18 protein-coding genes are annotated in these 21339 nt (G+C 74.7%); 10 read left to right on the top strand and 8 right to left on the bottom strand.

Features of this window, described 5'->3' with window-relative positions; all coding sequences use genetic code 11:
- Positions 1-71: 71 nt before the first annotated feature.
- Positions 72-974, bottom strand: coding sequence for an alpha/beta hydrolase family protein (locus KMZ30_RS10635; RefSeq protein WP_308279645.1), 903 nt, complete (start codon positions 972-974; stop codon positions 72-74).
- Between the two features lie 352 nt (positions 975-1326).
- On the opposite strand from KMZ30_RS10635, the gene KMZ30_RS10630 reads away from it, so the two are divergent.
- From KMZ30_RS10630 to KMZ30_RS10610, 5 genes are all read left to right on the top strand, one after another.
- Positions 1327-2892, top strand: a complete 1566-nt coding sequence (locus KMZ30_RS10630; RefSeq protein WP_308279646.1) for a glycosyltransferase — start codon at positions 1327-1329, stop codon at positions 2890-2892.
- Positions 2892-4874 (top strand): glycosyltransferase family protein, encoded by a 1983-nt coding sequence (locus KMZ30_RS10625; protein ID WP_215512303.1) that lies wholly within the window; start codon positions 2892-2894, stop codon positions 4872-4874. Before KMZ30_RS10630 ends, KMZ30_RS10625 begins: the two co-directional genes overlap by 1 nt.
- Before the next feature lie 77 nt (positions 4875-4951).
- Entirely contained in the window at positions 4952-5929 is a 978-nt protein-coding gene (locus KMZ30_RS10620; RefSeq protein WP_215512304.1) for a DUF4397 domain-containing protein, read from the top strand.
- A complete protein-coding gene (locus tag KMZ30_RS10615) occupies positions 5929-7083 on the top strand; it encodes a glycosyl hydrolase family 8 (RefSeq protein WP_215512305.1) in 1155 nt (384 codons plus the stop codon). Before KMZ30_RS10620 ends, KMZ30_RS10615 begins: the two co-directional genes overlap by 1 nt.
- On the top strand, positions 7080-8570 hold the full coding sequence (locus KMZ30_RS10610) for a class F sortase (RefSeq protein ID WP_215512306.1): 1491 nt from the start codon (positions 7080-7082) through the stop codon (positions 8568-8570). The genes KMZ30_RS10615 and KMZ30_RS10610 overlap by 4 nt, the downstream gene beginning before the upstream one ends.
- A 19-nt stretch (positions 8571-8589) precedes the next feature.
- Here the strand turns inward: KMZ30_RS10610 and KMZ30_RS10605 are convergent, their stop codons facing one another.
- Both KMZ30_RS10605 and KMZ30_RS10600 read right to left on the bottom strand, forming a co-directional pair.
- Positions 8590-9219: an alpha-ketoglutarate-dependent dioxygenase AlkB gene (locus KMZ30_RS10605; protein WP_215512307.1), complete on the bottom strand. Its 630-nt coding sequence runs from the start codon at positions 9217-9219 to the stop codon at positions 8590-8592.
- A gap of 52 nt (positions 9220-9271) precedes the next feature.
- Positions 9272-9775 (bottom strand): MarR family winged helix-turn-helix transcriptional regulator, encoded by a 504-nt coding sequence (locus KMZ30_RS10600; RefSeq protein ID WP_215512308.1) that lies wholly within the window; start codon positions 9773-9775, stop codon positions 9272-9274.
- Positions 9776-9899: 124 nt separating this feature from the next.
- Between KMZ30_RS10600 and KMZ30_RS10595 the strand changes: the two genes are divergently transcribed.
- Complete coding sequence (locus KMZ30_RS10595; RefSeq protein ID WP_215512309.1) at positions 9900-10691, top strand: SDR family NAD(P)-dependent oxidoreductase; 792 nt, start codon at positions 9900-9902, stop codon at positions 10689-10691.
- A gap of 21 nt (positions 10692-10712) precedes the next feature.
- Here the strand turns inward: KMZ30_RS10595 and KMZ30_RS10590 are convergent, their stop codons facing one another.
- From KMZ30_RS10590 to KMZ30_RS10570, 5 genes are all read right to left on the bottom strand, one after another.
- Entirely contained in the window at positions 10713-11330 is a 618-nt protein-coding gene (locus tag KMZ30_RS10590; protein ID WP_308279647.1) for a TetR/AcrR family transcriptional regulator, read from the bottom strand.
- 61 nt (positions 11331-11391) lie between these two features.
- Complete coding sequence (locus tag KMZ30_RS10585) at positions 11392-12333, bottom strand: SDR family oxidoreductase (protein ID WP_215512310.1); 942 nt, start codon at positions 12331-12333, stop codon at positions 11392-11394.
- Between the two features lie 32 nt (positions 12334-12365).
- The gene (locus tag KMZ30_RS10580; RefSeq protein ID WP_215512311.1) at positions 12366-13106 is read right to left on the bottom strand and encodes an SDR family oxidoreductase; all 741 of its coding nucleotides are present in this window, start codon (positions 13104-13106) and stop codon (positions 12366-12368) included.
- Positions 13107-13315: 209 nt separating this feature from the next.
- Positions 13316-14731 (bottom strand): peptide ligase PGM1-related protein, encoded by a 1416-nt coding sequence (locus tag KMZ30_RS10575; protein WP_215512312.1) that lies wholly within the window; start codon positions 14729-14731, stop codon positions 13316-13318.
- A gap of 78 nt (positions 14732-14809) precedes the next feature.
- Complete coding sequence (locus tag KMZ30_RS10570; protein WP_215512313.1) at positions 14810-15976, bottom strand: M15 family metallopeptidase; 1167 nt, start codon at positions 15974-15976, stop codon at positions 14810-14812.
- Between the two features lie 423 nt (positions 15977-16399).
- Here KMZ30_RS10570 and KMZ30_RS10565 point away from each other — a divergent pair, with 423 nt between their 5' ends.
- From KMZ30_RS10565 to KMZ30_RS10550, 4 genes are all read left to right on the top strand, one after another.
- Positions 16400-17413: a hypothetical protein gene (locus tag KMZ30_RS10565; protein ID WP_215519884.1), complete on the top strand. Its 1014-nt coding sequence runs from the start codon at positions 16400-16402 to the stop codon at positions 17411-17413.
- A 199-nt stretch (positions 17414-17612) separates the two neighbouring features.
- Positions 17613-18308, top strand: coding sequence for a response regulator (locus KMZ30_RS10560; protein ID WP_215512315.1), 696 nt, complete (start codon positions 17613-17615; stop codon positions 18306-18308).
- 40 nt (positions 18309-18348) lie between these two features.
- Complete coding sequence (locus KMZ30_RS10555; protein ID WP_215512316.1) at positions 18349-18738, top strand: response regulator; 390 nt, start codon at positions 18349-18351, stop codon at positions 18736-18738.
- A 104-nt stretch (positions 18739-18842) separates the two neighbouring features.
- A complete protein-coding gene (locus tag KMZ30_RS10550; protein ID WP_215512317.1) occupies positions 18843-20246 on the top strand; it encodes a PAS domain-containing sensor histidine kinase in 1404 nt (467 codons plus the stop codon).
- Positions 20247-21339: the final 1093 nt, after the last annotated feature.

Raw genomic sequence — 21339 nt, 5'->3', positions numbered from 1 at the left:
GAACGGCGTTCCGCCGACAAGTCCCGCAGGCGTCGCGGGGCTGTGCTCGCGCGACGGCTCCGGGCCGGGGGTCAGTTCTTCCGCTCCAGCCTCGCGCCGTGCCGATCCTGCAGGTCCCGGGAGAGCGAGTCCCACGCGCCGTCCGTCGTGCCGAGCAGGTCTCGCAGGTACGCGCTCACCGCGTCGGCGACGAGCTCGACGCGCGCGGGGTCCGGGTCGGTCGTCTCGCTGACGGCCTCACCGGCGATGCCGCCCAGCGTGTGCTCACCGCCTGGCACGACGAGGAGGTTCTTGGGCGAGGGGCTCAGCTCGTAGGCGTCGAGGAACCAGTCGGGTCCGCGCGTGGACATCTTCGACTGGTCCTTCTCTCCCGCGATGACGAGGGCGGGCGCCGTCATCGTGCTGTAGTCGGGCCTCATGAAGGGCAGGTGCTCCTCCGCGAACGGGACGAGCGAGTCACCGGTGCCGGTGGCCGCGATGAGGACGCCGCCGCGGATGCCCGGTCGCGCGAAGTCCTCTCCGGGTGTCCCGGCGGCGTCGAGGACGCGGGCGCCCAGCAGGGTCCCCACCGTCTGCGCGCCCCACGAGTGACCGACGAGGGCCACGCGGTCGAGGTCGACGCGACCCGCGAGCCCCGCGTCGACGACGATCTCGACCAGGTGATCGAGGACGGCGTCGAGATCGGCGATCCGGGTCCGCCAGATGGACGGGTGGCGAGGGTCACCGAACCCGATCCCGAGTCGGCGGCTGTCGAGGTGGGTCGGCTGGATCACGACGAAACCGGCTGCCGCCCAGCGGTCCACGAGTGGCTCGTAGCCGTCCATCGACCATGCGTTGCCGTGGGAGAAGACGATCACGGGCAGGTCGTGCCCACCGTGCGGCGACGTCACCTTGACGTGCAGCTCGACCTCGCGGCCGGGCGACGGCACGACGAGAGGCTTGATGGCGATGATGCGTGGGGTGATGTCGGGCACGGTGTTCCTTCTTCCGGGGCGTCACGTCCCGCGGTCGCGGAACGCTGTTCCGCAACCTTAACGGAACATTGCTCCGCTTCAACGTGCGTGCCCTCGGAAGGGCGGGTCCGGACACCCCCATGGCGGGCCAGGGCTTCGCGGCTTCGTGCCCGCCGTCGCCGCGGCGGGTGGCCGCAGTGACCGACGGCCGGCCAGATGCCCCTCCTCCGTCCGTGCCTTTTCTCGCGATCGACCAATCCGTCGGGACGAGCACCCCGAAGCACCCATGACCGGTCGCGTTCTGTAGCAGGGGCGTGACGCCGCCCGGCACCGGCGCCGGACGTCACCCGCAACCGATCAGCAGGGGCCCTTCGTGCGTCATCGCATCGCTCTCGTCTGCCTGTCCTCCGTCGCCCTCCTCCTCCCGACCTCCACGGCCCTGGCCGCCGAGTCGCCGCGCCCGGCGGTGTCGAGCACCGTCTCGGACGCCGGCCCGAGCCCGGTGCTGCCCGAGCAGGGCGGCTCGCTCGCCGACCCGCTGGGCGGAGGCATCCCGGCGGTGTCGGACCCGTCGACGAGCCAGGCACCCGTCGAGGTGCCGCCGCAGCAGGCGTCGGTGTCCGAGAACCCGTCCAGCGTGCTCGGGTGGGCGAGCATCCTCCTGCTCGTGCTGGTGTCCTTGGTCCTCTCGGGGGTCGCGTTCACGACGCTCGCGTGGATGCTCCACGCCTGGCGCACGCCGGAGGGCCTGCGCGCCACCCGGTTCGGCGGACGCTCCAGCCGCGAGACGCCGCTGCGCTTCAGCCTGCTGGTCCCGGCACGCCACGAGGAGCAGGTCCTGGGGGACACCCTCGACACGCTGAGCGCGCTCGACTACGGCGACCTGGAGATCATCGCGATCGTCGGTGACGACGACGAGGGCACGGCCGCCGTCGCGCACGCGGCCGCGAAGCGCCACCCCGGCCGCGTCCGGGTCGTCGTCGACTCCAGCGTCCCGAAGAACAAGCCGAAGGCGCTCAACACGGCGCTGCGCGAGGTGACCGGCGACGTCGTCGGCGTGTTCGACGCGGAGGACGAGGTGCACGAGGACCTCCTCGCCCACATCGACGCGCGCTTCCACGAGACGAAGGCCGACATCGTCCAGGGCGGTGTGCAGCTGATGAACGTGCACACGACGTGGTGGTCGATGCGCAACTGCCTCGAGTACTACTTCTGGTTCCGCAGCCGGCTGCACTTCCACGCCGGGCAGAGGTTCATCCCGCTCGGCGGCAACACCGTCTTCATGCGCACCGACCTGCTGCGCGAGGTCGACGGCTGGGACCCCGAGTGCCTCGCCGAGGACTGCGAGATCGGCGTGCGCGTCTCGACCCGCGGCGCCACCGTCGCCGTCGCCTACGACCCCGAGCTCGTGACCCGCGAGGAGACCCCGGGCGCCCTCCCGTCGCTCATCAAGCAGCGCACGCGCTGGAACCAGGGCTTCCTCCAGGTGCTGGCCAAGGGCGTCTGGCGCGAGCTGCCGACCGCCCGCCAGCGCCTGCTGGCCCGGTACACGCTCTCGATGCCGTTCCTCCAGGCCTTCACCGGGCTGATGATCCCCGTCTCGATCGCCCTCGTCGTCTTCGCCAAGGTGCCGACCTGGGTCAGCCTCGTCACCTTCCTCCCGCTCGTCCCGACCCTCGTCACCCTCGCCGTCGAGGCCGCCGGCCTCCACGAGTTCGGCCGCGCCTACGACGTGAAGGTCCGCCTGCGCGACTACGTGGTCCTCGTGCTCGGGGCCTTCCCCTACCAGGTGCTCCTCGCCGGCGCCGCCGTGCGCGCCGTCTGGCGCGAGAAGAAGGGCCAGCGCGGCTGGGAGAAGACGGAGCACAGCAACCTGCACCGCACCCCGGCCCCGGCCCTCGCCCCGGTCGTCGAGCTCGCCGAGCGGAAGGCCTCCTGATGACCGTCATCGACCGCCCCACCACGACCACCGAGTCCACGCCCGAGGCGGCGACGCCCGAGGCCTCCCGCCTGCGGCGCGCCTGGCGACGCGCGACCGACCGGCGCGGCGACCTGGTCGTCCTCGGGCCGCTGCTCGTCCTCGCCGGCGTCGTCATGCGCATCGGGCTGTACAGCGCCCCGCAGCGCATCGACGACGAGGGCACCTACGTCGCCCAGGCGTGGGCCGTCTTCCACCTCGGCGAGCTGACCCACTACACGTACTGGTACGACCACCCGCCGCTGGGCTGGCTGCAGATCGCCCTCTACACCGAGCTGACCGGCGCCTTCGGCCGCGCCCCGAACGCCGTCGGCGCCGGCCGCGAGCTGATGGTGCTGCTCGCGCTGGTCAGCGCCGCGTTGCTCTGGGTGCTGGCGCGCCGCCTGCGGATGCCCCGCTGGGGCGCCGGGCTGGCCGTGGCCCTCTTCACGCTCTCGCCGCTGGCGGTGCAGTTCCACCGCACGGTCTACCTCGACAACGTCGCGACCCCGTGGCTCCTCGGGGCGTTCGTCCTCGCGCTCAGCCCGCGGCGCCGGCTCGGTGCCTTCGCGGCGGCCGCGGTCTGCTTCGCCGTCGCGGTGCTTTCGAAGGAGACGACCTTCCTCCTCTTCCCGGTGCTGGCCTACCTCCTGTGGCGCCGCAGCCGGGGTGGCACCCGCCGCTACGCCGTCGCGGTCTCCGCGACCCTCTTCGTCCTCATGGGGACCTTCTACGTCCTCTTCGCCGCGCTCAAGGGCGAGGTCGTGCCCGGCCAGGGGCGCACGAGCCTCCTCGGCGGCGTCTTCTACCAGCTGTCCGGCCGCGAGAGCAGCGGCAGCATCTTCGACCCCGAGTCGCTCGGCCACCGGACCGTCGCCATCTGGCTGCAGCTCGACACCGTCCTCCCGGTCGTCGCGGTCCTCGCCACGCTGCTGGCACTCGCCGTCCGGCGGCTGCGCCCCTTCGCCGTCGCGATGATCGTCCTCCTCGCGATGCTCGTGCGCCCGGGGTACCTCCCCGTGCCGTTCGTCGTCGCGCTGCTCCCGCTCGGGGCGCTGCTCGTCGCGGGCGTCGCGACCACGCTCTGGGAGAGCCGGCCGACCCGCCTCGCGGGCCGTCGGGTCGGCCGACTGGGCGCCGGCGTGCTCGTCGCCGTCGGGCTCGGGCTCACCGCCGTCGCCACGCCCGCCTGGGCCGGCCAGCTGCGCGGCCTGATGATCGCGCCGCTCGACCAGCCGATGACCGACGCGACCGTGTGGATCGCGCAGAACGTGCCGTCGGACGAGCGCATCCTCACCGACGACGCGCTCTGGGTCGACCTCGTCGAGCAGGGTCGTGACCGCAGCGACGTCGTGTGGTTCTACAAGCCCGACACCGACCCGGCGGTCCCGAAGGGCGCCGACGCCTACCAGTGGGTCGTCTCGACCGACTCCGTCCGCAGCGACCCGCGCTCCTTCCCGACCCTCGCGGAGGCGCTGGAGCGCAGCGTCCCGGTCGCGGCCTTCGGGACCGGAGAGCGTCGCGTCGAGATCCTGCGGGTGCAGCGCGCCGGCACCGACCCGGCCGTCCTCGAGCAGCAGCGTGCCGCGGCGGCCGCGGCCGGCCAGCAGCTCGTCGCCAACCCGGCCATCACGACCTCGACGGCCGCGCGCGACGCGCTCCTGTCGGGCCGGGTCGACCCGCGGCTGCTCACCGTCCTCGCCTCTCTCGGAGCGCAGCACGCGCTGACCCTCGAGGCGCTGCCGCAGCCCGCCCCGGAGGAGGCCGCCGGTGCCGCGCGCCGCACGGTGACCATCACCGAGGTCGACGGCGGCGCCGCCGTGCCGGACTCGGCGGCGGCCGCCGAGGTCGCGCGGGTGTCCGCGGAGCGACCTGCCCCCTACCGCGCCGACGTGCGCTTCACCGAGGCCGGGGCCGACACCCCGCCCGCCCTCGTCCTGTCCTGGCCCCGGGCGACCCGATGACCCGCCAGGCCACCACCCCGACCCGTTCCACCAGGTCCGCGACGCGCGACCTGTCCGCCCCCGGAGAGAGGAACATCATGCACGCCACCACGCCACACCGGACGCCCCGCGTCCTCGCGGTCCTCGCGGCCGCGGTGGCCCTCGCCGTGGGCGCCTTCGCGCCGTCGGCGTCCGCCGCCCCGTCCGCCGCCCCCGCCGCCGATGGCATGGCCACGGCCTGGGTCCGTGCCGCGCACCTCGTCCCCGGCATGGGGGAGATGACCATCAGCCTCGTGCCGTTCGCCGGTGCGGCGGCCGGCGACGTCACCAAGCCCGGTGTGCCGGAGGCCGACCAGCAGGACGGTGCCCGCGTCGTCGAGCCCGCGGCCGGTTACGGCACGGCGGGTGACTACCGCCAGATCCCGCAGGGCCTCTACACCGTCACCGTCCGTCCCGCGGGCGCCGCGGCCGACGCCCCGCCGGTCCTCACCGGCACCGTCGACGCCAAGGCCGACCAGGCGTACACGCTGGCCGCGCTGGGCAGCAAGACCTCGCCGCGCATCCAGGTCCTCTCCGACGACCTGCGGCCGCCCAAGCCGGGGACCGCGAGCGTGCGGCTGCTCCCGGCGGCCACGCGGGCCTCGGCCGTCACCGTCGCCGCGCAGAACGGGCCGACGGTCGCCGACGGCGCGAAGTTCGGCACGCCCACCGGGTACGCCGCGGTGCCCGACGGCCCGTGGACCCTCGACGTCAGCACCACGACGACGAGCGGCGGACGCGCCATGCAGGGCAGCAGCACCACCGGCAAGGTCGACCTCGCGAGCGGCGGCGTCTACACGCTCCTCGTCCTCGACTCCACGAGCGGCGAGGGCGTCACCCTCGAGCCGGTCGTCGACGCCCAGGGCGTCGCGACCGCCCCGAAGGACGGGGTCCAGACCGGGGGCGGCGGCATGGCCACGCGCCCGGCCGACCCGCGACTGCTCGGCGGGCTCGGCCTCGCCGCGGCCGGCGCCTCCGTCCTCCTCGTCCTGGCCGCGCGTCGGCGCTCCGCCGTCCCGTCGACGCGCCGCGCCTGATGCGCTCCGTCCGGGGCCCGCTCGTGCTCGTCGGGGTCCTCTCCGTGGCGGTCGCCACGGTGCTGGCCCTCGTCGTGACCGGGTGGTCCCCCGGCGGGGACACCCCACGGGCCGCCGCCCCGACCGCCGACCCGTCGGCCTCGGGGTCGGCGCTGCCCGCCGGACCCGACCTCGCCGCCCGCTTCGTCGACGCCTACGTCGACGCCGACGGGCGGGTGGTCCGCCGCGACCAGGGTGGTGACACCGTGAGCGAGGGGCAGGCGTACGCCCTGCTGCTCGCGGCCGCGGACGGCGACGAGCGGACCTTCGACCGGGTCTGGGGCTGGACGCGCGCGAACCTCCTGCGCCCGGACGGCCTGCTGTCGTGGACGTGGGCTCGGGGCGCCGTCGTCGACGCCAACTCGGCCGCCGACGCCGACGTCGACGCGGCGCACGCCCTCGTCGTCGCCGGCGAGCGCTTCGAGCGGTCCGACCTCACGGCGGCCGGGCGGACGCTCGCGACGGCCGTGCTCGACCACGAGACGGCGCAGACCTCGCTCGGGCGGGTGCTGCTCGCCGGGCAGTGGGCCGACACCGAGCCCTACCGGGTCAACCCCAGCTACTCGGCCCCGGCGGCGTACGCGGTGCTGGGCCGGGCCACCGGGGACGCGCGCTGGGCGGAGGTCGCCGACGGCGACCGGGCCGTGCTCGCCGCCCTGCTCGACGAGGCGCCCCTCCCGCCGGACTGGGCGCAGGTGGGCCCGGACGGCGCGGTCGACGCGATGCCCCCGCCCGGAGGAGGCGACGTCGCCTACGGCCTCGACGCCCAGCGCGTCGCCGTCCGCTACGCGGTGTCGTGCGACGCCGACGACCTCGCCCTCGTCAAGCGGCTCGGGGCTGCCCTTCCGCGGGCGAGCGCCGACGTCCGCGGGGTCTACGACCTCGGCGGCACCGCGACGGTCGACTGGCAGCACCCCGTGGCGCTCGTGTCGGCGGCCGCGGTCAGCGACGCCGAGGGCAACGCCGGCCCGGCCGGCGAGCTGCTCCGGGCGGCCGCCGACCTCGACACCCGCGCGAGCACCTACTACGGCGCGGCCTGGGCCGCCCTCGGGGAGGACCTCCTCGAGGACCCGACGACGCTCGGCATCACGTGCCGGCAGCAGGAGACCCGATGACCCCCGACACCACGCCCGTGACGTCCGCGCTCGTCGTCGTCCCGACCTACGACGAGCGGGAGTCCGTCGAGCGCGCGGTCACCCGGGTCCTCGCCGCCGACGCGCGCACCGAGGTGCTCGTCGTCGACGACGGGAGCCCCGACGGGACCGCCGACCTCGTCGCGGCGCTCGCCATCGACGAGCCCCGGCTGCACCTGCTGCGCCGCAGCGGCAAGGGCGGGCTCGGCAGCGCTTACCGTGCGGGCTTCGCCTGGGCGCTCGAGCGCGGGTACGACGCCGTCGTCGAGATGGACGCCGACCTGTCCCACCCGGCCGACCGGCTCCCGGCCCTGCTCGACGCCCTCGGGGACGCCGACCTCTCCATCGGCTCCCGCTGGGTGAAGGGCGGTGCGACAGAGGGCTGGCCGCTGTCCCGGCGACTGCTCTCCCGTGGCGGGAACCTCTACGTCCGCCTGATGCTGGGGCTCGGCGTCGGTGACGCGACCGCGGGGTTCCGCGCGTTCCGGCGATCCGCGCTCGAGACGATCGACCCCGCGAGCCTGGCCAGCGAGGGCTACGCCTTCCAGATCGAGTCGACGTACGTCGCCCGCCGTCTCGGGTTGCGGCTCACCGAGGTCCCGATCACGTTCACCGAGCGCGCCGAGGGCACCTCGAAGATGAGTGGCCACATCGTCCTCGAGGCGCTGCTGCGGGTCACCGGCTGGGCGTTCGGGGTCGGTCGGCCCCCGGCCTCCCGGCGCCGGGCGGTGCTGGCCCGCAGCGGGTCGGCCCCGGCGGTGGGGCCGCTCGCACGCGTCGCCGCGGTGCTCGCCGCGCTCCTGCTCGTCGGCGGGGTCGCGCTCGCGGCGCAGGCGGCGACGCACCCCGAGCCGGCGAGCCTGGCCCCGCTCCCCGCTCGCACCGCGGTGCCGTCGCCGAGCGCGTCGGCCTCGGCTGCCCCGGCGTCCGGCGGGGCGGGCGGGGTGGACGCGTCGGAGGGCGCCCAGGCCCGCGACCCCGGCTCGAACGACGCGTCCATCCCGGTGCCCGCCGCCGGCTCGGACACGCCGGCGGCACAGCAGCCGGTCGCCATCCGCATCCCGTCCATCGGGGTCGAGTCGCGGCTCATCGACCTCGGGATCGCCGAGGACGGGACGATGCAGGTGCCCACCGACCCGGCGCTCGCCGGCTGGCTGACCGGGGCCCCGGCGCCCGGCGAGCGCGGCCCGGCGGTCATCGCCGGCCACGTCGACACCCACGAGGGGCCGGCGGTGTTCTACCGGCTGCGCGAGCTCGAGCCCGGCGACGCCATCGAGGTCGAGCGGCGCGACGGCACGACGCTGACGTTCACGGTCCGTCGGCTGGAGAGCTTCGCGAAGGACGACTTCCCGACCGCCCGCGTCTACGGCCCCGCCCCGGGGCCGGTGCTGCGCCTCATCACGTGCAGCGGCGACATCGACCCGGTGAGCGGGCACTACGTCGACAACACCGTGGTGTTCGCCTCCTGACCGGCCGGTGGCGCCCGCCTCATCGGTCGGGGACGGCCTGGCTCGAGGCGGCGAAGTTGACGCTGATGCGGGGGCCCGACGCCGCGCCCTGCTTGGGGACGCAGTGCCGCCAGTCGGTCTGGCAGCGGCCGCCCATGACGACGAGGTCGCCGCCCGCCGGGCGCAGCCGCCGGCTCGGGCCGCCCTCGGTCGGCCGGAGGAGGAAGTGCCTCGGCGCCCCGAGGCTGAGCACCGGGACGACGCACTCGCGCCGACGGGCCGAGGCGCCGTCGCCGTGCCAGCCGGTGCTGTCGCGGTGGTCGCGGTAGAGGTTGAGCCAGAGCCGGTCGTAGGCGATCCCGTAGTGCTCGCCCAGCTCGCCGGCCAGCTCGCGCAACCTCGACGGAGCCGCGCGCACGTCGGGGTACTCGGCGGTCAGCCGCGGCTCGGTGACGACCTCGTCGTACATCCGGCGCCGCCGCTGCTCCCACCCGGGCAGGGCGAGCAGCTCGACGAACAGGTCGTCGGCGCCGGCGAGCCAGCCCGGCACGTGCTCGACCCACGAGTGCTCGTCCAGACGCAGCCGCTGCGCCGACGCGAACGACACCCCGGAGCCCGTCCTGCCGGTCCCGTCCTCGTCCTCGAAGAGGGGCAGGGGCACGTCGGTCATGCCCCACGACTACCAGCGGGCACCGACAACAGCCTGTCGGGTGGCGACGCGGTCAGCCCCGGGGGGTCTCCGGTGGGACGGCCCAGCCGCCGTCGTCGCGGATGGCCCGGACGATGCGCCGGCTGGCCTCGCGCAGCCCGCGGGCCTGCGCCGCCGTGAGCCGGTCGAGCACCAGGTCGTGCACGAGCCGGACGTGGCCGGGCGTGGCCTGCTCGACCTTGTCGCGCCCGGCGGCCGTCAGGGTGGCGAGGGTGTAGCGACCGTCCCCGGGGTCCGGTGACCGGCGCAGCCATCCGCGGGACTCCAGCCGGGTCGCGGCCCGGGACAGCCGCGAGAGCGTGCTGTTGGCGTACCCGGCGAGGACGCTCAGTCGCAGCTCGCCACCCTCGGCCTCGGCGAGGGCGTAGAGGACGCCGTACTCGAAGTGCGTGAGGTCGGCGTCGCGCTGGAGCTGCGCGTCGAGCGCCGCCGGCAGCCACTCCAGGACGGTGGCCAGCGAGGCCCAGGTCTCGAGCGCCTCGCCCGTGAGGCGCTGCGGGGCGGGGGAGTCCGGCATGCCCGCAGCCTACGCATCCGTAGCCGGTCCACGATGCTCGGTGACTTGCTTGGGCAAGTCATCCGACCTACAGTGACTTGCTCAAGCAAGTAATGTCGGCCGTGGGCCGAGGACGGAGAAGAGCGTGGACCTGCACCTGGCCGGCAAGCGGGCGTTCGTCAGCGGCGCGACCCGGGGGATCGGGTACGCCGTCGCGCGAGGGCTGCTCGACGAGGGCGCGGAGGTGGTCGTCAACGGCCGTGACGAGCGGCGGGTGGCCGAGGCCGTCGAGCGGCTGCGGGCGCACCGTCCGGACGGGCGCGTCAGCGGGATCGCCGCGGACCTCGCGGACGCCGCGCAGGCGGAGGGGCTGCTCGCCTCCCTCGGGCCGGTCGACGTCCTCGTCAACAACGTCGGGGTGTTCGAGGTCGCGCCCCTCGAGGACCTGCGTGACGAGGACTGGCTGCGGTACGTCGAGATCAACGTCATGAGCGCGGTTCGGCTGTCGCGCAGCCTCATCCGGCCGATGCTCGATCGCGGATGGGGGCGCATCGTCTTCGTCAACACCGAGTCCGCGGTCGACGTCCCCGCCGACATGCTGCCCTACGGCGTCAGCAAGGCCGGGGCGCTCGCGCTCGCCAACGGCCTGGCCAAGCTGACCCGGGGGAGCCGCGTGACGGTCAACACCGTCCTCGGCGGGCCGACGTGGTCCGACGGCGTCGCCGACGCGGTGGCGGAGGTGGGCCGGGCACAGGGCGTGGCGGTCGACGACCTGCGCGCCGCGATCGTCGGTCCCGACCACCGCGGTCTCCTCCAGCGGTTCATCGAGCCCGACGAGATCGCCTCGCTCGTGCTCTACCTCGCGAGCCCGCGCTCCTCGGCGACGAACGGCGCGGCGCTGCGGGCCGACGGCGGGGCGCTGCCCACCATCGTCTGACGTCGCGCCGCCGCCCGGGCGTCAGCCGGAGGTCGAGCGGCGGCCACCGGCCCGGCGGGACGTAGGGGCGGCGACCAGGCCGGGGGCGAGGTGGTCGAGCAGCCGGTCGGCGAAGGCGTGGTCGAGGGGCCGGTCGGGGATGAGGAGCCGGTGGTAGCAGGCGCCCCACAGCTGGTCCACGACCGTCTCGGGGTCGACCCCCTCGCGCAGGCCGCCCTGCCGGCGCGCTGCCTCCATCCGGTCGACGGCGAGGGCCCGGCGCGGGCCGGCGTACGTCGACAGGTAGGCCTCCTGGAGGACCGGGTCGCGCTGCCCCTCGGCGATGAGGCCGCGCAGCACGTCACCGGCCGGGGTCGTCGTCAGCAGGTCGACGAAGGCGTGCAGCTGGGCGCGCAGGTCCGCCACGAGGTCACCGGTGTCGGGGAAGGCGAGCACGGGCTCGACGGTCGTGAAGTAGCCCTCGAGCGCGAGCGCGCCCTTGGAGGGCCAGAGCTTGTAGATCGTGACCTTGCTGGCGCCGCTCTCGGCCGCCACCCGTTCGATGGTGAAGCCGCCCATCCCCTCGTCGAGGAGGAGGCGGCCTGCCGCCGCGAGCACGTCGCGGCGGACCTCCTCGGTCGGACGGCGGCCTCGGGGCACGGACCCTCCTTCGGGGGGCGGCGGTCGGTTCGGGGACGAACGTACACAACGGCCGGTGCGGTCACCGGGCGGGGGAGAGCAGGTCCTCGAGGCCGATCCGGCGGTAGAACTCGGTGCGGACGCGGTCGCCCACGGCGTTGACGACCTCGGCGCCGTCGTCGGCCGGGTCGACGTGCACCCGGAACGGGCGCGAGCCCTTCGGCGTCGCGACCAGACCAACGATCGCCTCGGCGACCGCGTGCGGGTCCTGGTCGTCGGGGGCGAGGGCTGCCAGCCGCTCGCCGACCTGGTCCATCAGGCCGGCGTACTCCGCCTCGTAGGCAGCGGCGACCGCGGCGTCCTCGGCGTGGCCGGCGTTCGCGAAGTGGTTGGTGCCGACGGTGAAGGACCCCGGCGCGACCATGGAGGTGTCGACGCCGAAACGCGCGAGCTCGGCGGCGTAGCTGACGGCGAGCGCGTCCATCCCGGCCTTGGCCGCGAAGTACGGCGCGAGGTAGGGCGGGGTGCCGCCGCGGGTGCTCGAGGACCCGACCCAGACGACCAGCCCGTCGCGCTGCGCGCGCAGGTGCGGCAGGACGGCCCGGTTGACCCGCTGCGTGGACAGGACGTTGACGTCGTAGGCGGCCGCGAGCTGGTCCGGGGTGAAGGCCTCTGTCGGGCCGAGCACCATGTGGCCTGCGTTGTGGACGAGGACGTCGATGCGTCCGGAGTCCTCGACGACCCGCTGGACGGCGGCGTCGACAGAGGCCTGGTCGACGACGTCGAGCTCGACGGGTCGCAGGTCGACGACGTGCTCGGCGGCGTAGGCGGTGGCGTCGGATGCCGCTTGCCGGTTGCGGCCGGCGAGGTCGCGCATCCCGGCGTGGACGGTGTGGCCGGCGTCGGCCAGGGCGCGGACGGTCATCGCGCCGAAGCCGCTCGACGCGCCGGTGACGAGGACGACGCGAGGTGTCGTCCCGCCGCCCGGGGTGCTGCCGAGGGTGGTGTCGTGGGTTGTGCTCATCGGGTGCTCCTCCTGTCGTGGGGTGGTGTGTCTCAGGCGATCCCGCCGTTGACGTAGATGACCTGGCCGTTGACCCAGCGGGCCGGGCCCGCGAGGTGCGCGACGGTCTCGGCGATGTCCTCCGGTCGGCCGAGCCGCTCGAGGGGCGCCATCGCGGCGAGCCCGTCGACGGCCTCCTGGGGCTTGCCCTCGAGGAAGAGCGGGGTCGCCGTGGGGCCGGGAGCGACGGCGTTGACCGTGATGTCCCGGCCGCGCAGCTCCTTGGCGAGGACCATCGTCACTGCGTCGACCGCGCCCTTCGTGGCGGCGTAGGCGGCGTAGGTCGGCAGGGCCAGCCGCACGACGCTGCTCGAGAAGGTGATGATCGCGCCGCCGTCGCGGACCCGGCGGGCCGCCTCGCGCGCCACGACGAAGGTGCCGCGCACGTTGGTGCGGTGCATCGCGTCGAGGTCGTCGAGGTCGAGCTCCGCGAGCGGGGCCAGGCGCATGACGCCGGCGGTGTGGACGAGGACGTCGACCCCGCCGAGCGTGCGCTCGACCTCGTCGAACATCGCGGCCACCGCGGACTCGTCGGCCACGTCGGCCCCGACGACGAGGGTCGGGACGTCGTGGCGGCGGGCGAGGTCCGCGACCTCCTCGGCGCGCTCACGGTTGCCGGCGTAGTGCACGGCCACGGCGAACCCGTCGGCTGCCAGGCGCTCGACGACAGCGGTGCCGATGCCGCCCGAGGCGCCGGTGACGAGAGCGGTGCGGTGGGTGGTGGGGGCGCTCATGGTGACCTCCTGTGAAATGAACGATTGGTTCATTAAAGCACAAGTGAACGCAGCGTTCAATTACTTCGCGCTCGACAACCCCGCACGTGCGGGGTTGTCGCTATCCGAACCGAGGCCGGAGCGCGGATAGCCCGCACGTGCGGAGTTGGCGCCGTCCGGAGTCGTCGCAGACCGCGAAAAGCCCGCACGTGCGGGGTTGGTGGAAGGGGCTAGGCCCTGCGGAGGGTGGCCGACGCGGCGTCGAAGAGACGCTCCGCCTCGTCCGCGGTCCGCCCGATCGCCGTCGCCCCCACGGTTCCCCGATCCTCCAGCGAGGGGAACATGTGCAGGACCACGCCGGTCCGCGCGGCCGGGTCGAACGCGAGCCCGGCCGTCTCAAGCGCGTCGATGACCCGGCCGGCCGCGACACCCCGCCCGACCTCGACGTCATCACTCGAGCGGTAGTGCCGCTCTCCGCCGTCGACGGCCCGCCACCGGCCGGCCCCGGCGTCGTACCGGCCGGGCGCGAGGTGGCGCAGCGCGGCGTGCGAGTGGCTCGTCCCGCCCTTGCGCAGGTTGAGGTCGACGGCCACGAGCCTCCGCCCGAAGGATCCGCGGGCCGCGGCGACGTCGACCGAGAGCCATCCGACGGCGCCGCGCTCGGCGAGGCGGCGCGCCACGGCCGCCGCGTGCCCGGCAACCTCCGCCGCGTCCTCGGCGTCGGCGGGGAATCGGCTGCCGACGAAGACCTGCCCGTCCAGCCCGCCGAGGAGCTGCTCGTGCGTGGAGCGGACGACCACCTCCCCGTGGCGGGTGATCTCGACCTGGGCGCTCGGGCTGGACACGACCTCGCCGGTCACCATCTCCTCGACCACGCCGCCGAGCGACAGGTCCCGCAGGAAGGTGGCCGGGGCGAGCCGCGTGAGAGCGGCCACGAGGGCGTCGTCGGGCATCGGGCGGCCCTCGTCGTCCCGCACCGTCAGGACCAGGTTGCCCTCTCCCGCACCGGAGTTGTCGAGCTTGACGACCACCCGCTCGAGCTGCGGCGCCTCCCTCAGGATGGCCCGCACCGCCGCCGCCACCTCGTCGAGGCCCCGGACGTCCTCGACCCCCACCGGGACGGGGACCCCGGCCTCCCGGAACAGGCGGCGCGAGGCGCTCTTGAAGCCCAGCGGCCACAGCTCGGCGGGCCCGCCGTTGAGCGGGACGCCGAGGGCCTGCGCGACCGCGACCTCGTCGACCGTGACGTTCCACGGCTCGATGACGGCCGGGGTGGCGCCCACCTGCCGGCGCAGCCGGTCGAGGAGGTCCGGCCGGTCGAGCAGCTTGGCGGCGATGCCGCGCGGGCCGTCGTCGGGCACGACGAGGCACGTGACCCGGCGGCGTGCGTCGTCGGGGTCGTCGGGACGCGCGAGGCGCGCGTAGTGGTCGAGGACCTCCGGCGCCGGCTCGCTGCTCGTGACGACGACCACCCGCGCCGCGGGGTCGTGCGCCGTGAGAAGGCCGTCGAGGAGGGCGCGGTGCTCCAGGGCCGGCAGGTGCGACGCGTGCCGCTCGAGCAGCCGGGCCGGCATGCTGTGCGAGGGCAGCGAGACGACGACGTGCTCACCGGACGGCGGGCCGTCGGGCCGCGCGGGGACGCTCATCCCGACCACCCTAGGGGCGGGACGGCACAGGGCCGGTCGCGGTGGCGACCGGCCCTGCGGCGTGCTGAGAGGCGCGGGTCAGCGCTTCTTCGTCACGGCGATCTCGTCGCCGACGTCACCGACGTAGCCGGTCGCCCCGGGGTAGGTGAAGCGGTACGTCGACGACTGCTCGCGCTCGGCCTCGGACCACACGTAGCCGTCCTCGTCGGTGCGCAGCGACTCGACGGGCGTCCACGTCGTCGAGCCGGCGAGCCGCCGCTCGAGCGTCACCATCTGGTCGGCGACGGCGTCCCGGCCCGGCGTCGTCAGGCGTCCGACGACGAGCGGGTGCCGACGGTCCCGGACGTAGCGACCGGACAGCTCGGTCACGGTCGACAGCAGCCGGACGCCGTAGGTCGGCTTCGCCGTGGTGGAGCCGGCGAAGGTGAAGCGGACGTAGACCGGCGACTCGGGGGTGTCGGTGTAGGAGACCCGACCCTGCGAGTCGGTCGTCGCGGTGCGCACGGTGGTGTACGTCGAGGAGTCGGCGGCGCGCGTGGCGATGCTGACGCGGGCGCCCGGCACGGCCTTGCCGGTGCTCTTGACGCGCAGGGCGAAGGTCGCGGTCCGCGGCCAGGTCCCGGTGACCGACAGGGACGCCGCGGTCACGGCCTTGCTCTTGACGGGCGCGGGCGGCGGCGGGGGCGGCGGCGGAGGCGTGGGGGTCGGCGTGGGAGGCGTCGTGGGGACGTAGGTCCCGAAGTACTGCCAGTGCCACGGCTCGGGGTTGGAGCCCTTGGCGACGGCCCAGCTCGGCTGGGCCCAGCCGTACTTCTTGCCGGCGGTCGTCAGCCACTTGTACCGGGTGCCGGTGTACGTGCCGATGCTGCAGCCGAAGTCGACGGCCAGACCCCATCCGTGGGTGGAGGTGCCCGGCTTCGCCGCCCGGGGCGAGCCGTACTTCTTGAACAGCGAGACCTGCTTCGTGTACGAGCGGTAGCCGTCGTTGATGCAGAGGTTCGCGCCGAAGCGGGCCTTGTAGGCGGCGTTGAGCGAGGTCAGCTTGCGCGTCGCGTCGCAGCGCAGGCTGTCCTGGGTGCTCCAGGGGATGGCGCAGAGCGCGGTCGAGGGGATCTTGCCGTTGCTGTACCCGCCCCAGGCGAGGGAGGATCCGGCGGCGGAGGCGGTCGGCGCGGCGGCGGTCGCGAGGCCGAGAGCCAGGAGTGGTGCGGCGAGCAGGGTGGTGGTTCGTCTCAGGGCGGACATTTCGGGCACGTTCCTTCCGGGTGGGCCGCCTACGGAACGTGACCTGTCGGGTTGGGACGCCGGTGCGCCCCGTCCTCGTGGGAGGACTTCACCCCGAGGAGCGACTCCACGTACCTGGGCGCCCCGCCCCCACCATCACAGGGATGTCGAGGACCCCGGATGCTGGTGGGGTTCGGCGACACCCGGGCCGGTCGGAGCAGGGGTTCCGACCGACGGTGGTCCTCTCCCGACGACGCTACGAGCGGCGTCCGGCGCACGGGCGTCACCCGGAGGCGGGTGGGCCGAACGGCTCTGCGGTTCGGCCGTTCAGCCGTCCCCGACACGCCGACGGGCTACGCCTCGCGACGTCGACGCGGTGGTACACGCCGGTGACGCCGCGTCGTCGGGCCGCCGGCCGGCCCGGTGGCGGCGTAGGGTCGCCGGATGCCGCGCGACCTCCCGGTGGAGCCCGACCCCCACGGCGACGTCGTGCCGGACGCGCTCGCGTGGCACTACACCGACGGCCCCGGGCTGCTGGCCGTCCTCGCCTCGGACACCCTGTGGGCCACCGCCGCGCCGTTCCTCAACGACCGCGAGGAGGTCGCCCTCGGCGGCCGGATGGTCGTCGAGCGGATGCTCGAGGCGGGCGCGGCCCACGGGGGAGTCGCCGCCGAGCTCGCCGACCGGGTGCGGGAGGCGACCGCCCACGGTGAGGGGCCGGGCGCGGGCAGCGCGTTCATCCTCAGTGCGAGCAGCTCACCCGACTCGCTGGCGATGTGGCGCCTCTACGGCGGGACGAAGGAGTCCTACGCGATCGGGCTCGACCCCGCGGAGCCGCTGGTCCCGCTCGCCCGCCACGACGTCGACCTCCCGCCGGGACGCGACGGGGAGGTCCACCTGCGCCGGCACGGGTGGCAGCCCGTCCGCTACCGGCGTGAGGAGCAGCTCGAGCTGGTCGACGCGGCGCTCGCGCTGCTCGGCGACCTCGCCGGCGGTCCGGCCGCGCCCTTCGCGCAGCGGCCGCCCGACGACGGTGTCGAGCCGGAGCTGACCCCGGCCCTGCGCGAGCACCTGGCCCGCCACCTCGAACCCTTCCTCGACGCGCTCCAGGAGGCGCTGCTCCTCGTCAAGCACGAAGGGTTCGCGGACGAGCGCGAGCTGCGCTTCGCCGTCATGCTGCTCAGCCGCCCCGGCGAGGCGAGCAGGCTCGTCGAGGCGTCGCTCCTGTCCTACCGGGCGTCCGCGTACGGCATCGCGCCCTACCTCCGCCTCACCGGCGCGGACCCGCCCCGTCCGGACGCCCCCGTGGCCACGCGCCCGTCCCGACTCCCGATCAGGGCGGTGGCCGTCTCGCCGTCGCCGAACGGCAGCGAGGCCACGGCATCGGTGCGCACGCTCCTCCTCTCGCACGGCCACGACGTGCCGGTCCGCCGCTCGGCCATCCCCTTCCGGTCCTGACGGCTCCGCCGGGTCCGTGCCCGCCGGAACCGTCGACGTGACGCGCCCCCGCCGGTAGCGTTCGAGGTCTCGGTGACCGCGACGTCGCCGTCATCGGGGGAGGAACACCGGCGCGGCCGTGGGTCGGACTGGTGCAAATGCATCACGTCGGGTGGTGCACGGGGTTCTGGCGGGGCGACTCGGGGAGCGGGACGATGACATGACCGATGACAGGGAGCAGGACATGACACCGACGGCCGCGGCCGAGCCGCGCACGGGCACGGTCTCGGTGGTCGTCGTCGACGACCACCTGCTGTTGGCCGACGCCGTCGCCTCCGGTCTGCGGACCCGGGGGCGGGTCACCGTCCTCGACGTGGCCGCCTCCTGCGCCGAGGGGCTGGCCGCCGTCGAGCGGCACCGACCGGACGTGTGCCTGCTCGACCAGCGGCTGCCCGACGGCTTCGGCACCGACCTCGTCCCCCGCCTCCTCGCGGCGAGCCCGGACACCAAGGTCCTCCTCGTGACCGCCGACGACAGCGTCGACGTCCTCCACCAGGCGCTCGCCGCCGGCGCCGTGGGCATCGTCAACAAGGGCCAGCGGGCGGACGCCCTGCACGAGGCGGTGATGCGCGCGGCCGAGGGCATCACCATCCTCAGCGCCCGCGACGTGCAGCGGCTGCTGCCCTCGTCCGAGCGCGGGGGCCAGCAGCTCGGCGACGACCTGACGCCCCGTGAGCGCGACGTGCTGCGCCTGCTCGTCCAGGGCGTGTCGACGCGCGACATCGCGGCCCGGCTCTTCATCTCGTACGCGACGGCCCGCAACCACATCCAGTCGGTCATCGGCAAGCTCGGCGCCCACAACAAGCTCGAGGCCGTGACCATCGCCCTGCGCGAGAACATCGTGAGCGGGCCGTGAGCGCGCTGCGTGCCCACCGCCCCCTGCAGCGGGGTGTGCCGTGACGTCCACCGAGGTCGGGGTGCGGCGGGTGTTCCTCTGCGACGACCAGTTCGAGATGCGGCAGGCGCTGACCGCGGTGATCACGGCGATCCCCGGCTTCGCCGTGGTCGGCGTGGGGGAGGACGGCGACGAGTGCCGCGAGGGGCTGCGGGCCGAGGATGTCGACGTGCTCGTCGTCGACGTCAGCATGCCCGGCGGTGGGGCCGAGCTCGTGGCGGCCGTGCGGGCGGAGCACCCCGACCTCGCGATCATCTCGTTCTCGGCGCACTCCGAGCCCGAGGTGCGCGAGGCGATGCTCGCCGCCGGGGCCGACGACTTCGTGCTCAAGACCGGCCGCCTCGCCCCGTTGCGCGAGGCGCTCCTGCGCCATTCGCCTGTCGTGGAATGAGATTCGACGGGCCTGACGCCTCGACATGACGTCGCGCGCGTCCGCGCGGACCCCTAGCATGGGCCGCGACGGGGGCGTCGAGACCGCCTCCGAGGGGAGGGACGGTGCTGACGGGGCCGGAGCAGCGGCAGAGAACGGACGACGAGGCGTCGCGCACGCTCGAGCGCATCAGCGGAGGTGTCTTCGCGGTGGCGCCGGACGGGACGCTGCTCTACGTCAACGGCTCGCTCCTCACGATGCTCGGCGAGGAGCCGTCGGCGGTCATCGGGAAGAACGTCTACGAGCTCTACCCGGAAGCCCGCGACGCCGACTTCCTCCACTACCTCGAGCGGGCGCTCGCGTCCGGGGAGGTCGAGGAGTTCGAGGCGTTCGCACCGCGCCTCGGCCGGTGGCTGCGTCGCCGGCTGTACCCCACCCCCGACGGCGTGACCGTCATCGTCGACGAGGGGCGCCCGGGCGACAGCGAGGACGTACCCGACCCGCTGCGCGAGGCGCTCGGTCGGGCCCGCGGCGCCGAGCAGCGCTACCGCGACCTCCTGGACTCGATGGCCGACGGGTGGAAGGAGACCACCCCGGCCGGCGACATCCTCGCCGTCAACGAGGCGCTCGCGGCGATGCTCGGCTACGACAGCGCGGAGGACCTCCTCACCCGAGTCGGGAGCGCCAACGAGCTGTACGTCGATCCCGAGGACCGGGTGCGGGGGCTGCGGAGCGAGTCGGGGGGCAAGCCGCGGATGATCGAGGCGCAGATGCGCCGCCGTGACGGGGGGACGGTGTGGGTCCGCTCGACCCTCACCCCCCGGTACGGACCGGACGGCGAGGTCGCGAGCTACCGCGGCTTCGTCGAGGACATCACCGAGCACCGCGACGCCGAGCGCCGACGGCGCGAGGCCGAGGAACGGATCGAGTCCCGTGAGCGGACGCTGCTCGCCGAGGCGGTGCACGACGAGCCGCTGCAGCTCGTCGTCGCCGCCATCCTGCGGCTGGACGGCCTCCAGGCGCAGCTGCCGCCCGAGCTCGCGGAGCCCGTCGAGCACGTCGCCTCCCTGCTCGAGCAGACCATCGAGCGGCTGCGCAACCTCGTCGTCGCGCTCAGCCCGCCGGACCTGCGCGACGGCCTCGTCGCATCCGTCCGGGGCCTGACCGACGGGCTCTTCATGGGCACGGCCACCGAGGTGGAGGTCGAGGGTCCCGTCCTCCTGCCGCTCGAGCCCGAGATCGAGACCGGCGCCTTCCGGGTCCTGCGCGAGGCGCTCGTCAACGTCCGCAAGCACGCCCGGGCCGACCGGGTGCTCGTCCGCCTCACCGAGTCGGGTGACACCGTGGTGCTCGAGGTCGTCGACGACGGGGTCGGCGGAGCCAAGGCCAGCACCGAGCCCGGGCACCTCGGCATGACCTCGATGTTCGCCCGCGCCGAGAGCCTGGGCGGCAGCCTCACGGTCGACAGCCCGGTCGGGGGCGGGACCCGGGTCTCGCTCGTCGTGCCCCTCGGCGACCGCGCCTCGTAGTACGACTGCATCATCGAGGACTGGACGTCCGCCCGTGTCGGCCCCCCGGGGGCGCTCGTCATACTTGAGTCAGACCTCGGGGCCACGGCCTCCTTCCCCTGCAGGGGGCAGGGCTCCGGGACACGTGCACCAGGGCGTCCGGCCCCCTTTCCCTTGCATCGGGGCCGGCCTCCCGACCCGCACACCGCGAGAGCCCGGCCTCCCTCCCCCTGCACGGAGGCCGGGCTCTCCGCTGTTTGCGGCCGTCCGCGGTTGGAGATGTGCCTGGGGCGCTGGGGTCTGGCGCCGATGCATCAGGCAGGTCCGGCCGTCCGACCCTGTCGACCCCCGGGGGTCGCTCGCCATACTTGAGTCAGACCTCGGGGCCACGGCCTCCTTCCCCTGCAGGGGGCAGGGCCCCGGGACACGTGCACCAGGGCGTCCGGCCCCCTTCCCCCTGCATCGGGGCCGGCCTCCCGACCCGCACACCGCGAGAGCCCGGCCTCCTTCCCCTGCACGGAGGCCGGGCTCTTCGCTGTCCGCCCCGTCCGTGGCCCTGGGCCTGGCGCCGATGCATCAGGCAGGTCAGGCCGTCCGCCCCTGTCGAACAAGGCTGCACCGCAAGATGATTGTGGACATGCCTCGGGGCTCCGGCCCCACCTCCTCCCCCGTTCCGGGGTCGGGGCCCCCGGGGCGGGCCGCGGGTGGTGCCACGAGTCGACCCTCCGCGACGAGGGCACGAGGTGGTGACGCCGGCCGCCCGGCCGGGGGTGACGAGCCAAACCCTCCGGCCGGAGCACCGGTCGGGCTGCAGCGGAGGCGTCACCACCTCCCACCCCTCACCTGCGGCCCCCGGGGCCCGGCCTGCGGGTCGGGCCCCGGCCGCGCGGGAGCATCACCCCGGACCGCCGGCCGGGTCGAGGTGAAACCCGACCCTCGGACGGTCCCCTTTCACCTCGAACCACGCCTGAACCAGCGGGTCGAGGTGATATCCGACCCTCAGACGGTCCCCTTTCACCTCGAACCGCCGTCCACGCAGCCAGTCGAGGTATCCGGCCTCTCTCCCCAGGTAGCCGGATACCTCGACCAGTTCAGGCGGTGGGCACCGGCTCGC

It is taken from the genome of Phycicoccus mangrovi, from assembly GCF_018729305.1.
GTDB lineage: Bacteria > Actinomycetota > Actinomycetes > Actinomycetales > Dermatophilaceae > Phycicoccus > Phycicoccus jejuensis.
This window is presented reverse-complemented; position numbering and strand designations above follow the sequence as displayed.